The organism is Streptomyces sp. YIM 121038 (assembly GCF_006088715.1).
Taxonomy (GTDB): Bacteria; Actinomycetota; Actinomycetes; order Streptomycetales; family Streptomycetaceae; genus Streptomyces.
Genome location: NZ_CP030772.1, coordinates 427,478 through 441,356, shown reverse-complemented (window position 1 = coordinate 441,356; position 13,879 = coordinate 427,478). Strand labels below are relative to the sequence as shown.

The window sequence follows — 13,879 nt, the reverse complement described above, 5'->3', positions numbered from 1 at the left end:
AGGCGAAGGGCAATGCGTCGCGTGCGGTGGTGATCAGTTTGTGGCTACGGCTACGGGCGTCCTGGCTTCCTTCGGTGGGAGTGATATAGGGGCGCTGACCCGAGCCAAGGAGCCGGTTTTAGATCAATCACACCGCCGTGGCCAAGCAGGGTGTTGGTGTTCTTCAGGTTGTTCGAGGTTCCAGGGACCGCGGTGCGGGGCTGAACGACGATCTGCCGGAAGGTAAGGTCCTTCATAGCCTGCCTTGCTGGTTTGAGCTGGTCGGTGACGGTGGCCTCGATGCCACTCGCGCCGGTGTAGACGGTGTGGCGCATCCCCAAGGTCTTTGGCGGTGAACATCGCCCGGCTACTGGCTCGGTTGGACGCAACCTCGTTGCCCGAAGGGATGAGCATGAGCTCCAGCAGCTTGCGCTGGGTAAGCCGATCGCCCGGCCGTTAAGGAGGCGGGTTGAGCCACATACGTACACCTTCTGTGAGATGGGCACGCCGGGTGACGCACCGCCGCCAATCTTTCGCGGCCCTTGTGTCGGCGCTGGGTCGTTAAGACGTCAGGGCCTGCTCAACTCCGTACCACCTGGCCACACTGTCGTGTTGCAGACGTGTATCAGGCTGAACCGTTCCGATTTTCCTGCCGGTGGTTTGCTGGCCAGTGATCAGTCGGTTTGTGGGTCAGGGCTGTTGCGAAGTCCGGGTGGTGAGGTGAAGGCGCAGGTCACGGTGGCGTGACGACTGCCGGTGGCCCCGTCTCGTACACAACGAAGCTCCGGTGGGTGTAGCTCCTGGCTCATACAAGATTTTCGTTGGCGTTGATCGCCCAGGGGTCTTCGGCCGTGTCCTGGGGTGGTGTGCGTCGGGAGTGCGCAACGAGCAGGACGCGCTTGCGTAGGAGGCGGATGCCGGCGCGGCCCGCCATCTGCCTTTTGATCAGTTTCAGGTCCGTGATTCTGCCCTCCGCAACTCCCGAGCTGTAGGGCATGGTCACGGCCGCGGTGACCGCGTCGAGGTCGTCGAGCAATCCGGCGGTGAAGCTGCGAAGTTGGGGGATGCCGCAAGTGCGGGCCCGGCGGATCCAGTCGTCGAGCTGCGCGGGGCGCTGCTTGTCGAAGACGGTGGCGAAGGCGCGGATGAGCTGGTGGGTCGTGTTCAGCTCCGGGCAGCGTTGGCCAAGGTCCTTGATGAAGACGCGCTGGTTCTCGGTCAGATGGTCGGGTCTGCTCATCAGCAGTCGGGAGACCTCGAAGGCGCTGCGTGCCGGGGCGGGAGGAGGCAGGCCCAGGTCGAGGGCCTCGCGGTGGTTGGTCACGTAGAGGCGGACGGTTGGCTCGCTACCGCCGAAGCCGCGCGCGGCGAGGTCGCGGAACAGCGCGGCGACATCGTGCTGACCCTCGCTCCATCGGCGGTGCAGATGCCCCTGGTAGGGGGTGAGGATGCCGACGCGCTGTGGCCAGGTGGGTGCGGCCTGTTGCCAGGTGACGGCACGGGCGAAGCGTCGCACGACGTTGCGGTCGAGGTCCAGGTGGCGGGCGATGGCGCGCAGGGCCATCCCCTGCTCCAGTAACTGATGGATCTCGGTGTGGGTGCGGCGGGCTCGGGCGGCGGCGCGACCGCCCAGGCGGCGCGGGGCGGTAGTTGGTGCGGCGGGGGGGCCTCTATGTCTTTCGTCAAGCGAGGCGTGGGGTTCTCGGTTCGTAGATGGTGCCGTCGCGGAGCATCGCGAAGAGCACGTTGATCCGTTGTCGGGCCAGGCGGAGAAGCGCCTGGGTATGGGTCTTTCCTCTGGCCCGGCACTTGTCGTAGTAGGTGCGGGAGGCGGGGTCGTGCAGGGCGGCGAACGCGGAGAGGAACATCGCGCGTTTCAGGACGCGGTTGCCGCCTTGGGGTGCGTGTTCGCCGTGGATCGAGGTGCCCGACGACTTGGTGGCCGGGGCGAGGCCGGCGTAGGAGGTCAGGTGGGCGGAGGTGGCGAAGCCGCTCCCGTCGCCGACGGTGACCAGCAAGGTGGCGGCGGTCCTGACGCCGACGCCGGGCAGCGACGTCAGGACCTGGGAAAGAGGGTGCGCCTCCAGCAGGGCGCTGATCTGTGTTTCTGCCGCCCGGCGTTGTTCGTGGACGGCGCCGAGCGAGCGGGCCAGCGACGGGATCACGAGGTCGAGGGTGCCGGTGCCGGGAACCACCACGGTCTGTTCGTCGAGCGCGTCGAAGACATCGTCGATCAGCCGGACCGCCATGCGCGGGGCCTTGGGCCGGATCACTTCGACGAGCCTGCGGCGTCCGGCCTTCCGCAGCGCGGACGGTGATCCGTAGCGTTCCAGGAGCCAGGTGACGGCCTGGTGGTCGAGTCGTGGTCCAAGGACGCGTTCCAGGCTGGGGTGGAACTGGGTGAGCAGGCCGCGGATCCGGTTGCTGGTGCGGGTGGCCTCGGCCGCGAGGTCCTGGTCGAACCCGGCGAGGACGGTCAGCTCGGCGGTGATCTCGTCGGTGAGTTCCAGCGAGCGCAGGGTATGCGGCATGGTGCGGGCGGCGTCCGCGATCACGGCCGCGTCGCGGGCGTCGGTCTTGGCCTCGCCGGGGTAGAGGTCGGCGATCCGCCGCATCGACAGGCCGGGCAGGTAGGCGACCTTGCAGCCGGTGTCCCGGGCGACGGTGAGCGGGAGGGCTCCGATCGAGGCGGGCTGGTCCACGATCACCAGGATGGTGCCGAACTTGGTCTTCAGCTTCTCGAAGACGTCCCTCAGCTTCGGTTCGGTGTTGGGGAGTTGCTTGTCGAAGACTTTCTTGCCCGCCGGGGTGAGGCCGTGGCCGTGGTGGTGGCTCTTGCCGACATCCAGGCCCAGGAAGACGCCTATCTCGTCGTACTCCATCAAGCCGTCCTCCCGAACGGGTTCGTACGGTGCTGGCCGGGGCGTTGGCGTCGTGCGCGCATCCACGTTATGCAGACCTGCCGCCCACCAGGTGCCGGGCATTGCGCTCGGCGGGGCGGTGTCGGACCTCTCATCAGCGTCTCCAGCGGCGCCTCTCGGGCCCGGTGGCACCACCCCCCAGGTCATTCGTTCGACAGGGGGGAACAGCCATGCCGGACCCGAAGGCCAGCGGCCCTCTTGCAGGACCGCGAAGAAGATAACGGGGGGCGGTCGGCTCGTCCAACAATCCCACCCCGAAGGGGAGTTGCCAGGCCAGTGAACTCAAGAGTGCTCAGGCCGGCGGCCGGGAAGGCGACGGTCAGGTCCAGCTCCCGGGGCAACCCGGTACTGCGGTAGGTGGGACCGGTGGTTGGGCGGGAGCGCCGGTGCCCGAACAGTGCGTCAACCCCGATACCGGTATCGCCTCCGGTACCGGCGGTAAGGGAGGCGACAGGAACCCCGAGGCCACGCAGCCTGGCGCTGGCAGCAGCGGCCAGCCGGGGTGCTTGCTGCTCGATCTCTCCTGAGGTCACGGGACAGGCCGTCAGACCCCCGGGTCTGACGGCCTGTCGCCTGCCTGGTGTGCTTATCGTGCGGGAGGTTCCCGGGGATGTGTGGGGCCGCGGGCCGCGGGTGGGGCCTGGAGGCTGCCGGCGTGGTGGTCACCGGACCGCAGCGCATCCGCCCGGCGTCGGTCTTGGTCACTACCATATCCTTGCGACGTACCGTCCAGCTCCCGGAAGTCTCCGGGCCCCTCAGAGCACCGGCCATATCGACGGCAACAGAGAAGTCCCCGCTGGAGACAGCCAGACTTCTGAGTCGCTTCAGTGTCGGGCGCAGCAGCGGGGAGTCGTGCCGATTGCCGGGCGCGGTGACCGCGCCGAGCGGAATGCCGTTCGCGTCGGTGGCGGTGGAGCGTTTCATACCGCCCTTGCTCCGGTCCACGGGCGAGGGACCTGCGACTTCGCCGCCGCAGGGGGCCTTGGTATGGCAGCCGTCGACCGGCAGGTGGGAGAGTTCCAGGCCGATGAAGCGGTCGTAGGCGTCCAGGAGGATCAGTTCCAGGCGTTCGAACACCCCGGCTGCAATCCACTCATCGCGCCGTATGCGGATCGTTGTGGCCGAGCAGGAGGCGTCGGCCACCTTGCGGTAGCCGCAGCCGAACACCAGCACTTGCACGATCTTGTCGAAGACGATGCGGTCACCGATCCGACGGCGGTGGCATCCCAGAGGATGGTCCGCAACGAACTCACCGCGCACGGGCAGCAGTTCACGGAACTGGTCCCAGAGTGGGCCGGTGAGCCATGACGGGAGCGCAGGCACGGAGCCTCCACGATCACGGAGCGTAGGAAAATCACATGATCGCGCAGGTCCGTGCCTGCACCCACGTCCAACCCCTCACACTCCGCCTATCCGCGCATGCTCTTAACGGAGTCCTACTACTGAGTTTTTCGTTAGTTCTGTGGTGGTTTGGGGTGGAGTGTTAGTCCGGTATGGGTGAGGAAGGACCACGGGAGTTGTTCGTTGGAGCAGATCCGGTGGATGCCGCTTTCGGCGGCGTCGGCGATGTCGGCGAGGTGGTCGCCGGCGAGGTTGGCCAGCTCGCGGGTCTTGATGGCCGACCACAGCAGTTCCACCGGGTTGAGTTCGGGTGCGTAGGCCGGTAGCCGCTCCAGGGTCAACCAGTCCTGTTCGGCCGCCCAGGCCCGCATGTCCCGACTCCGGTGGGCCGACAGTCCGTCCCACACCAACACCACCGATTCGCCAGCGTAGAAGGCCTTGACCTGTTCCAGCACCTCGTTCAAGGAAGTGGTGTTGCAGCTGCCGGGTTTGAGGTGGAAGCACATTCGCGGGCCGCGTTCGGGGTCCGCGGCGTGGTAGCCCAGCGCGGCGGCCATCCCGGCGCGCTTCCAGTTCAGCCGGTGCCGCAGGATGGGAGTGTGCCCGCGGGGTGCGTAGGTGCGGCGTACCTGGGGCAGCAGCGACACGCCTGATTCGTCGAAGAATACGATCCAGGCACGTTTCTTCACCGCCCCATTTTGATGCGTGGCCACTCCTTGGCGACCCATCGGGCGATCTCGGGCTCGTCCCGCTCGACGGCCTGACGTCGGGGACGCTGCAGACTCCACCCCAGCCGCCCGGTCAGCAGCCGCCACACGGATGCCCGGGCCAGCCTCACCCCGGTCACCCGCTCCACCAGCACGCCGACCCGTTCCAGGGTCCACAGATCCGCCTCGAACCCGTGCGCCTGGGCGCCTTGTTCCAACGCGGCCCGCACCAGCCCGACTTGGGGGTCATCCAGCTTGGGCGGCCGGCCGGTGGCAGGCCGCCGCCGCAGAGCTTGAGCTCCACCCTGCTCCCACAGGCGTCTCCACCGGCGCACGCTCTCGGGATGCATCCCCACCATCCGCGCGACCTCGGATGTAGAACGTCCCAGTTCGAACAACTCGACCGCGCGCATGCGACGGGCCTCGGCCAACTGCGGCCGCGTCAAAGGCAGAACGGAGACATCGGAAACAACAGCCTGCGACTCGGAAGACACACCAGCATGCTCACACCGCCGAAGCCCCTGCACCCACAGAACCAACGAAAAACTCAGTAGTGTGATGCGCCAGAAATCCCGAGGGTTAGTAAGTACCCTGCTTGGTATGTCGCATCCGGGGCCTTCCGCGGTGGAGATCACGATGTCCGAGGACGAGCGTGTCGAGTTGCTGCGGCGGGCGGGGTCGCCGGATCGGCGGCCCGCCGAGCGGGCCCGGATCATCCTGGCGTGTGCCGATGGGATGTCGAATGCGGGCGCCGCGCGGGCCGTTGGCGTTGCGCTCAAGACGGTACGGAAGTGGCGCGGGGCCTTCGCGATGGAGCGGATGGCCGGGCTCGAGGACACCGGCCCGATCGGTCGGCCGAAGGCCGACCTGGTCCTGAGCGAGGGTGAACGGGATCAGCTCATCCGGTGGGAGAGGCGGGCGAGGACCGCCCAGTACCTGGCGCTGCGCGCAAGAATCGTGCTCCGCTGCGCGGAGGGCGGCACGAACCGACAGGCCGCGACCGACCTCGGCGTCGACGAATCGACGGTGGAACGCTGGCGGGCCCGGTTCATCGTCAAACGTCTTGACGGTCTGTCCGATGAGGCCCGGGTGGGCCGGCCGCCCTCGATCCTCCTCGACCGGGTCGAGGACGTCATCGTGGCGACTTTGGAGTCCAGCCCCGGCAAGGACACCCACTGGTCACGGGCTTCGATGGCGAAGCACTCGGGACTGTCCAAGTCGACGATCGGGCGGATCTGGAAGCGGTTCGACCTCAAGCCGCACCTTCAGGATTCCTTCAAGCTCTCCACCGATCCACAGTTCGTCGCGAAGGTCGTCGATGTAGTCGGGCTGTACCACCACCCGCCGGAGAAGGCGGTGGTGCTGTGCGTCGACGAGAAGTCCCAGATCCAGGCGCTGGACCGGTCACAACTGGTGCTGCCGATAATGCCGGGCATGCCCGAGCGGCGTACCCACGACTACTACAGGCACGGCATCACCAGCCTGTTCGCCGCCTTCAACATCGCCGACGGCACCGTCATATCGGCACTGCACCGCCGCCACCGGGCCATCGAGTTCAAGAAGTTCCTGATCCGGATCGACAAGGCGGTGCCGGCCGACCTCGACGTCCATCTGGTCTGTGACAACTACGCCACCCACAACACCGCCGAGATCAAGGCGTGGCTGGGCAAACACCCCCGCTTCCACGTCCACTTCACCCCCACCGGCTCCTCCTGGATGAACCAAGTCGAGCGGTGGTTCGGCCTGCTGACCGACAAACTCATCCGCCGGGGCGTCCACACGTCGGTGAAGGCCCTGGAGGACGACATCACCGCGTGGATCGACACCTGGAACGAGAACCCGCGGCCCTTCACCTGGACCAAGACCGCCGACGAGATCCTCAACTCCCTCGCCGACCACCTCGCCAAGGTCGGAGCCAACACTCACAAACCCGAGCAGAACTAGGCACTGTTTCTCGGATCTCCTGACGTGACATGGGTGTTGGGGTCAGGCTGGGTGTATGGGTCGTGGGGATTTGACGAATGCGGAGTGGGATCGCCTGGAGTCGCTCCTGCCTCGTGGTGGTGCGCGTGGAGGCCGGTGGAGTGACCATCGGCGGGTGATCAACGGGGTGTTGTATCGGGTGCGGACGGGTGTGCAGTGGCGGGACCTGCCGGAGCGGTTCGGACCGTGGGAGACGGTCTACAAACGTCATCGCCGCTGGTCGGCGGACGGAACGTGGGCGATGCTGCTGTCTCGCGCCCAGGCGGCCGAGGACGCAGAGGGCCGGATCGACTGGGACATCTCGGTGGACTCCACCACGGTGCGGGCGCACCAGCATGCTGCCGGCGCGAGGAAAGCCCCCTCGGCCCCGCCCCCTCAAAAGGGGGCGGGGCGGGGTACGAACCAGGTCGATCCGGTGGTGCGGAAACTGGTCGTCCGGCTGGAGGAGGTGGTCCGCTCGGCGAATGCCTGGGACGTTCCCGCGGCGGGTTCACCACCAAAATCCACCTCGCTGCCGACGGACGATGCAGACCCCTCACCTTTGTCCTGACACCCGGACACTACGGTGACGGGCCTCAGTTCGAGCGGGTGCTGAGCCAGATTTCCGTGCCCCGCAGCGGAGTTGGGCGGCCACGGAGCCGCCCCGATCACGTGCTGGCCGACAAGGCCTACACGTCCCGGAAGAACCGCCGTTACCTGCGACGACGCGGAATCCGGCACACCATCCCCGAACGCCTCGACCAGCAAAGACACCGGCGAAACCGAGGTTCCCGCGGCGGTCGGCCCACCGGATTCGACAGCGAGCGTTACAAGAAGCGCAACACCGTTGAACGGGCCATCAACCGCCTCAAGGGCTTCCGCGCCGTCGCAACCCGCTACGAGAAACGCGGCTACATCTACCTCGGCACCATCACCCTCGCAGCCCTCGCCATCTGGCTTCGCACGTGATCCGAGAAACAGTGCCTAACCCTCGGGATTTCTGGCGCAGGACACCAGGGGAGTCGAACCCGAAACTGAGACCCTTCTCACCTGCGGTTTTGCGGAAAACCCGGACTTTTCCGTCCTCCTGAATCCGCCTGAATCCGCCTGAATCCGCCTCGATCCGCCTCCGCCGGAGAAGTGTGCCCACTCGTGGGCACACACCTGTTACCGTTTGCACTTCGTAAACCAGCAGATCGCGGCCTGAATTAGCTAATAGTCAGCTGTCCGGGAAACGCAGGGCCCCTCAGGGACACCATCCAGACCCCGGGGCGGCGGTCTCCATAGAGCTCGGCCGCCCTGGCGCGCAAGGACGGCCGGTGCCCGGCAGGGGACGCCCGCCGGGCACCACTCCAACCAGCCATGTTCCCTCCGCCCCCAGGTTGCCGGCCCCAAACACCGGGCAGACCCACACCTGACAGGGCCACTACGAGGTCCTCGCACACGCCGGGCAGGAGAAATCCCGCGCTCCTCAACGGTGCTGGGCGGGGACGTTCGCCCCTCGGAGGGCCAGCGGCCGAACCGCGGGGCGCACACGCCCACATTCCCGCCGTTCGACTGCCCGTCCATCGACGCCAAACCGAACGGAAACCAGAAACCGTTCGCACCTCACAGTGCCGTGACGTGCGGAAAGAAGATGTGAAACAGCTTCTCGTGGCTCGAACGGTGACGCGTGAAGCGGCTTGTCCCGACTGCGGCGCACTATCCGGCCGTGTTCATGGCGGTTTACTGGCGGCGTCTTGCCGATTTCGCAGCGGCCGGGCGGGAGGTCGTGCTCGATCTGCTGGTGCGACGGTTCCTCTGCCCAGCCACTGCGTGGGGTCGCCGCACGTTTGGTCGAGCAGGTGGACGGGCTCACCAAGCGATTCGCACGGCGCACACCGTTCCTGCGCCACTCGCTGGAGAAGATCGCACTGGCGCTCGCCGGTCGGCCGGGCGCCCGGCTCGCCACGCACCTGTCCATCCCGACGAGTGCGAACCTCCCTGCGCAGACTCGTACGCAGGCTTCCGGACAAGCGCGTTGGCGCCGCACCCCGGGTGCTGGGTGTCGATGATTTCGCTCTGAAGAAGGGGCACGTCTACGGAACGATCATCTTGGACATGGAGGCCCCGGGTGTCACGCCGGCCGCGTTCCGGGGCGGGGGTCAGCCGAGGCGGCAGTTGCCGATCAGCTGAGGTGGGGCCGTCAGGAACACGGCGATTACGTTCTCTCCCGCGCCGGAGGAGGTGACCATGACCCGGTCGCTGCTGCCCACGAGCCCGCGCTGGACGCCTTCGAGGAGGTTCACCGGGGCGCAGCAGTTGGCGATGTTGCCGTATTCGGTGAAGGTGTCGAGAAAGCGGTCGGCGGGGATGTCCAGGGCGGTGCGCCATGCGTTCGGGGCCCAGGCGACGGGCTGGTGGGTGACGAGGAAGTCGATGTCGGTGGTGGTCAGGCCGGCTTTGCCAAGGGTCCGTGCCACGACACGGGTGAGGTCTTGTGTGGCGTGGGCTGCGATCTCTTTGGTGATCTTCGGGTCTTTGAAGGTAGTGAAGAGCTGGGCCTGGTCCAGGCCCGAGGGACGGGGGCGGCTCAGCTGGGGGGTGCGGCGTTCAAAGATGATGCCCTGGTGGCGGCTGCCCTGACTGTGGGAGTGCGAGGCAATGTAGCCGAAGCCGTCCTCGACCCGGGAGATGAGCATGGCGACGGCAGCGTCGCCGGTATTGATGCTGAAGTAGTCCGACCGGTCGGTGACGTGGGAGTCGATGTAGCTGGCGACGATCAGGACGTTGCGCTTCATGCCAGCGCGGACCAACGCGCAGGCAGTCTCCAGCATCGTCACCCCCGACGAACAGCACGTATCGAGGGCGTAGGCGCCTGCGTTGGACAGCCCCAGCTTGTGCTGGACCAGCGAGGCGTTCGAGGGCAGGGCCAGGTCGGGAACCTGGGAGGCGACCAGCACCAGGTCCACCTCGTCCCAGTCGACGCCCGCATTCAGCAGGGCCATGGCTCCGGCCAGGGTCTCGGCGTCCGAGGGCAGCATCGGATGCGGGTGGAGGGACTCCCGGACCGATACCGGGTCCAGGGGCACACGCCGGCGCTCAACCGCGCCCTGGAAGGGGTCTGCCCTCTTCTTCTCCGGCAGAGCCCGCAGCCACGCGTCGAACCACGGCCGACCGCTCCAGCCCTCCTCATTGGTCTCCACACGCCCGGGCAGCATCGAGGTCTGCTCGATGACCGCGATGTACTCCTCGGGCAGGGCGGTCCGGGCGCGAAGCACCGCGGCCAGCTCAGCCACCCCGTCAGCCAGCAGTTTCTTCGCGGGGAGATAACCCGCCATCGCGATCGGTCCCGCACTCACAAAACTCATTGACGAACCCTCCTGGCGGTTTCGGCCCCCACAGGTACACCCCTGAGCCGGATGCATGTCCGCACGTGACCCAGCCGACGAAGGCACAGCTGGCAAGCAGGCGACGCACAAGCCCGCACAGTTGTCCCTTCAAGCATGACCTGGATATTTCACCTCAACCAGGCGCGTTCACCTCGAAAGGCGCACCACCCGCGCGCACCCAGCGTGCGGTTCGCCACCTCACCCGGTGGGCATCGGTGACCAGCGCGTCAACCAGGGCGGCACGGGCCGCCTCGTCGTTCCAGGCGATCTTCGATTTGCCCGGGACGGCATAGTCATGGGCGGTGCAGTACTCGGCGATGGCCTCGCGAGCGCCGGGGACTTCGCGGGCCACGGCCCGGATGGCCGCGATCAGCTGGGTGACGGTGTCCTGGGCGGCCACCGCGTCATCGAAGACGGTCGAGTCCAGGGCACGCCGGTGTTTCCCCTTGAGCACGCCGGTGGCCGCCACGACCTCTTCGACCTTGGTGAACAGCCGGTCCGGTGCCCTTGAGCGCTGCAGGCGGCGCCGGAAGTACGTCGGCAGCGACGGGTCGAAGGCCGTATCCAGCAAACCGAGCCTGCAGGCGGCCTTCCATCGCAGGTCGCAGCGCAGTTCCAGGACTGTCTCGAAGTCCGACAGGCCGTGCAGGTTCTGCAGCACCACATCGTGGGCACACACCTATTACCGTTTGCACTTCGTTAGCCGTCGACGGGAAGTTCCCTGCTCATAAGTTGCCCAGGTCATCGCATGAAGGGGTTTGCAGCAAATCTCAGCCGTCTCCGTTCACGGGCGGCTCCTTCAGCGGGTACCCGTCTCCGGTTCGGGCCGGGGCAGCTCGTCCAGGTCGAGGGTGAAGGTCCGCCCGTCGGCCAGCTCGATGGGGAGCTTGCCGGTGCCGTAGGGGTGGGTGCGTGCCGTGATGTAGCCGGCCCCGGCGGGTTCGGTGTGGACGACGACCTCCCCGGCGTACGGGTCCACGATCACGTAGACCGGAATGCCGTAGCGGCCGTACTTGGCAGTGCAGTCGTCGTAGTCCTTGCGTGCGGAGGAGACCGAGACCACCTCGGCGATCAGCAGGACGTCCTCGAAGCTGTAGCGCTTGCCCTGCTTCCGCGCGTCCTCACGCAGGATCGCCAGGTCGGGGGCGGAATTCTCGTCGGCAGGAAAGTCGATGTAGACGTCGGAGGCGGTCTTCGCGTGACGTCCCAGAGACACGATCGTGTCGTACAGCAACGACTTGATCGTGCTGGAGTGCTCGAAGCTCTGCGGGGTCATGATCACCTTCCCGTCCACGCCGAAGAAGACCGTGTAACCCTCGGGAAACTCGGTGTGCATGATCGCATCGACGCTCATCAACTGCTCCTTCCCGTCACACCCCAGAATACGGTCAAGGTACGAAAGCGCCACGAGGGTCCAGGCCCCTGGACCGACTCCGCCCAGGGGCGCGCCCGCCCGTTCCTGTGCCACGCCGCAGCGGCAGCAGGGCCTCAAGGACCGTGTCCGGCCAGGTGCAGCGCCGTCAGGAATCCGGTCGCACAGCTTTGTGCCGACCGCCGGCAGGCTGCAGAGCAGCGGCGGGCTCAGCCTCTCCAGCTGCGCCCGTCGGAGCTCGACGTCCATCTGGGTCCAGACTCCGGCCACCAGTAGCTGCCACCGCGGTGCTCCGGGCGCAGCGCAGCGCACAGCTGAATAAGCCGCTCGGTCCAGGAGTGCCGGTCTTCGTCGGTCCGATGCTGCACGCCGAACCAGCCCTCGGTGACCTGCCTCAGCCACGGGGCACCGTACCGCTTCGCCGCCAGGGCTTGTGCAAGTTCCCTGGTTGCGTGGTTGGTTGAGCACGGGCCGGTCGGCGTAGAGCAGGACAGGCGCGGGCTTCGTGATCATCGTGGTGTCTAAGTGGTCGCGCCCGTAAGTCCTTCGGGGGTTGACGGTGGGGCGTGATGTGTGCGGGTGCGGGGTGTTACAGATCCGGGCCGGTGAGGTAGAGGCCGCAGGCGCAGTCCAGGGCGTCTTCGGGTGTGCCGGCGAAGGTGCCGGTGGGCAGGAGCGTGTCCTGGTAGGTGTCGGTGCTGGCGAGGTAGAGAGCGAAGCCCCAGGTACTGGCGGAGCCGCCGTAGGGCAGGCGCATCAGTTTGATCACGTCGCCGCCGGGCAGCTCGCCGTCGGCGTAGGCGAAGGCGCCGCGGTGACGCACGTGCACCGAGGCCAGCTGGGGCCAGGCGGTGCGCGCGCGGGCGGACAGCCGCTGGGCGAGGGAGGTCTTGGTGGAGGGCGGCGGTGTGGGCATGGCGGTCATCCTGCCCGACCGTCGCCCGCTGCGGTGTGGCGGGCCCGCCCGGGCGGCGGGCGGGGCAGGCTGGGCCTGTTCTTGATCCACTTGACGATCGGTCCGCCATGCCTGTTGCCCCGGCCTGTCCGATAGCCCCGAGCTCCGCCGAGCGTGAGCGGTTGAAGAAGATGGCCTACGGTCACAGGACCGAGCACCGGCTGCGGGTGCGCGCTCAGGTGGTGCTGCATGCCGCGCGTGGACGCTCCAATGCGCGTATCGCGCGGGAGACGGGGCTGCACCTGGACACCGTGCGCCGCTGGCGGGGCCGGTTTGCCCGGGCGGGCCTGCCCGGACTGAAGGACCGTGAACGCTGCGGCCGCCCGGCCTCGTTCACGCCGGTGCAGGCCGCCGGGGTCAAGGCCGTGGCCTGCCGTCTCCCCGCCGAGAGCGGGGTGCCGATCTCGCGCTGGTCGTGCCCGGAGCTGGCCCGTGAGGCCATCGCGCGGGGCATCGTCGCCTTCGTATCGGCCTCCACCGTGCGCCGCTGGCTCAGGGCCGACGCGCTCAAGCCGTGGCAGCACCAGTCCTGGATCTTCATCACCGACCCGGACTTCCGCCCCAAGGCCAAGCGCGTCCTTGACCTGTACGCCCGCATTTTCGAGGGCACGCCGCTGGGCGAGGACGAGTACGTCATCAGCGCGGACGAGAAACCTCCATCCAGGCCCGCTTCCGCTGCCACCCCACTCTTCCGCCCGGGAAAGCGAGGGCGATGCGCGTCAACACACCTACCGGCGCGGCGGCGCACTCGCCTACCTCGCCGCCTACGACGTCCACGCCGCGAAGGTGTTCGGCCGTACCGAAGAACGCACCGGCATCGTCCCGTTCATGAACCTGGTCACCCAGGTCATGCGCACCGAGCCCTATGCCAGCGCCAAGCGCGTGTTCTGGATCGTGGACAACGGCTCCTCCCACCGCGGCCAGAAAGCCGCCGACCGGCTGACCGCAGCGTTCCCGAACGCGGCCATGGTCCACACCCGGTACACGCCTCCTGGCTGAACCAGATCGAGATCTACTTCTCCGTCGTGCAGCGCAAGGTCGTCTCACCCAACGACTTCACCGACCTCGCCGAGGTCAGGGACCGGCTCCGAGCATTCGAAGACCGCTACAACGCCACAGTACAGCCGTTCCAGTGGAAGTTCACCACCACCGACCTGGACGATCTGCTGGCCAGGCTCGACCGGCACACCGCCGATCACCACGAAGAATCCTCCGTCGCACTGGCAGCATGATCAACCCCCGAAGGACTTACGGTCACGGCACTACTGAGT

General features: G+C 67.2%; 9 protein-coding genes and 3 pseudogenes. 3 read left to right on the top strand and 9 right to left on the bottom strand.

Annotated elements, in window-relative coordinates; translation table 11 throughout:
- Nucleotides 1–784: 784 nt before the first annotated feature.
- The 5 genes and pseudogenes from C9F11_RS44710 to C9F11_RS44690 all read right to left on the bottom strand — a co-directional run bounded on the left by C9F11_RS44710 (nt 785) and on the right by C9F11_RS44690 (nt 5,442).
- Nucleotides 785–1,543 (bottom strand): transposase, encoded by a 759-nt coding sequence (locus tag C9F11_RS44710; RefSeq protein ID WP_138968179.1) that lies wholly within the window; start codon nt 1,541–1,543, stop codon nt 785–787.
- A gap of 118 nt (nt 1,544–1,661) precedes the next feature.
- Nucleotides 1,662–2,864, bottom strand: coding sequence for an IS110 family transposase (locus C9F11_RS44705; protein WP_138968177.1), 1,203 nt, complete (start codon nt 2,862–2,864; stop codon nt 1,662–1,664).
- An 861-nt stretch (nt 2,865–3,725) separates the two neighbouring features.
- A pseudogene (locus C9F11_RS49320) lies at nt 3,726–4,223 on the bottom strand (transposase); the annotation flags it as partial.
- Nucleotides 4,224–4,354: 131 nt separating this feature from the next.
- Nucleotides 4,355–4,930 carry an IS630 family transposase gene (locus C9F11_RS44695; RefSeq protein ID WP_138968161.1) on the bottom strand — a complete coding sequence of 192 codons (576 nt, stop codon included), beginning with the start codon at nt 4,928–4,930 and terminating at the stop codon, nt 4,355–4,357.
- Nucleotides 4,927–5,442 carry a winged helix-turn-helix domain-containing protein gene (locus tag C9F11_RS44690; protein ID WP_138968163.1) on the bottom strand — a complete coding sequence of 172 codons (516 nt, stop codon included), beginning with the start codon at nt 5,440–5,442 and terminating at the stop codon, nt 4,927–4,929. The genes C9F11_RS44695 and C9F11_RS44690 overlap by 4 nt, the downstream gene beginning before the upstream one ends.
- A gap of 106 nt (nt 5,443–5,548) precedes the next feature.
- On the opposite strand from C9F11_RS44690, the gene C9F11_RS44685 reads away from it, so the two are divergent.
- Nucleotides 5,549–6,892 (top strand): IS630 family transposase, encoded by a 1,344-nt coding sequence (locus tag C9F11_RS44685; RefSeq protein ID WP_212767953.1) that lies wholly within the window; start codon nt 5,549–5,551, stop codon nt 6,890–6,892.
- A gap of 55 nt (nt 6,893–6,947) precedes the next feature.
- A pseudogene (locus C9F11_RS44680) lies at nt 6,948–7,879 on the top strand (IS5 family transposase).
- 1,175 nt (nt 7,880–9,054) lie between these two features.
- Here the strand turns inward: C9F11_RS44680 and C9F11_RS44675 are convergent.
- From C9F11_RS44675 to C9F11_RS44660, 4 genes and pseudogenes are all read right to left on the bottom strand, one after another.
- Nucleotides 9,055–10,230, bottom strand: coding sequence for a 3-oxoacyl-[acyl-carrier-protein] synthase III C-terminal domain-containing protein (locus C9F11_RS44675; RefSeq protein ID WP_138968169.1), 1,176 nt, complete (start codon nt 10,228–10,230; stop codon nt 9,055–9,057).
- A 250-nt stretch (nt 10,231–10,480) separates the two neighbouring features.
- Nucleotides 10,481–10,945: pseudogene (locus C9F11_RS44670) on the bottom strand (transposase); the annotation flags it as partial.
- 135 nt (nt 10,946–11,080) lie between these two features.
- Nucleotides 11,081–11,635: a Uma2 family endonuclease gene (locus tag C9F11_RS44665; RefSeq protein ID WP_138968167.1), complete on the bottom strand. Its 555-nt coding sequence runs from the start codon at nt 11,633–11,635 to the stop codon at nt 11,081–11,083.
- A gap of 607 nt (nt 11,636–12,242) precedes the next feature.
- Complete coding sequence (locus C9F11_RS44660; protein ID WP_138968165.1) at nt 12,243–12,569, bottom strand: hypothetical protein; 327 nt, start codon at nt 12,567–12,569, stop codon at nt 12,243–12,245.
- Between the two features lie 170 nt (nt 12,570–12,739).
- Between C9F11_RS44660 and C9F11_RS44655 the strand changes: the two genes are divergently transcribed.
- Complete coding sequence (locus C9F11_RS44655; protein WP_346347496.1) at nt 12,740–13,840, top strand: helix-turn-helix domain-containing protein; 1,101 nt, start codon at nt 12,740–12,742, stop codon at nt 13,838–13,840.
- Nucleotides 13,841–13,879: the final 39 nt, after the last annotated feature.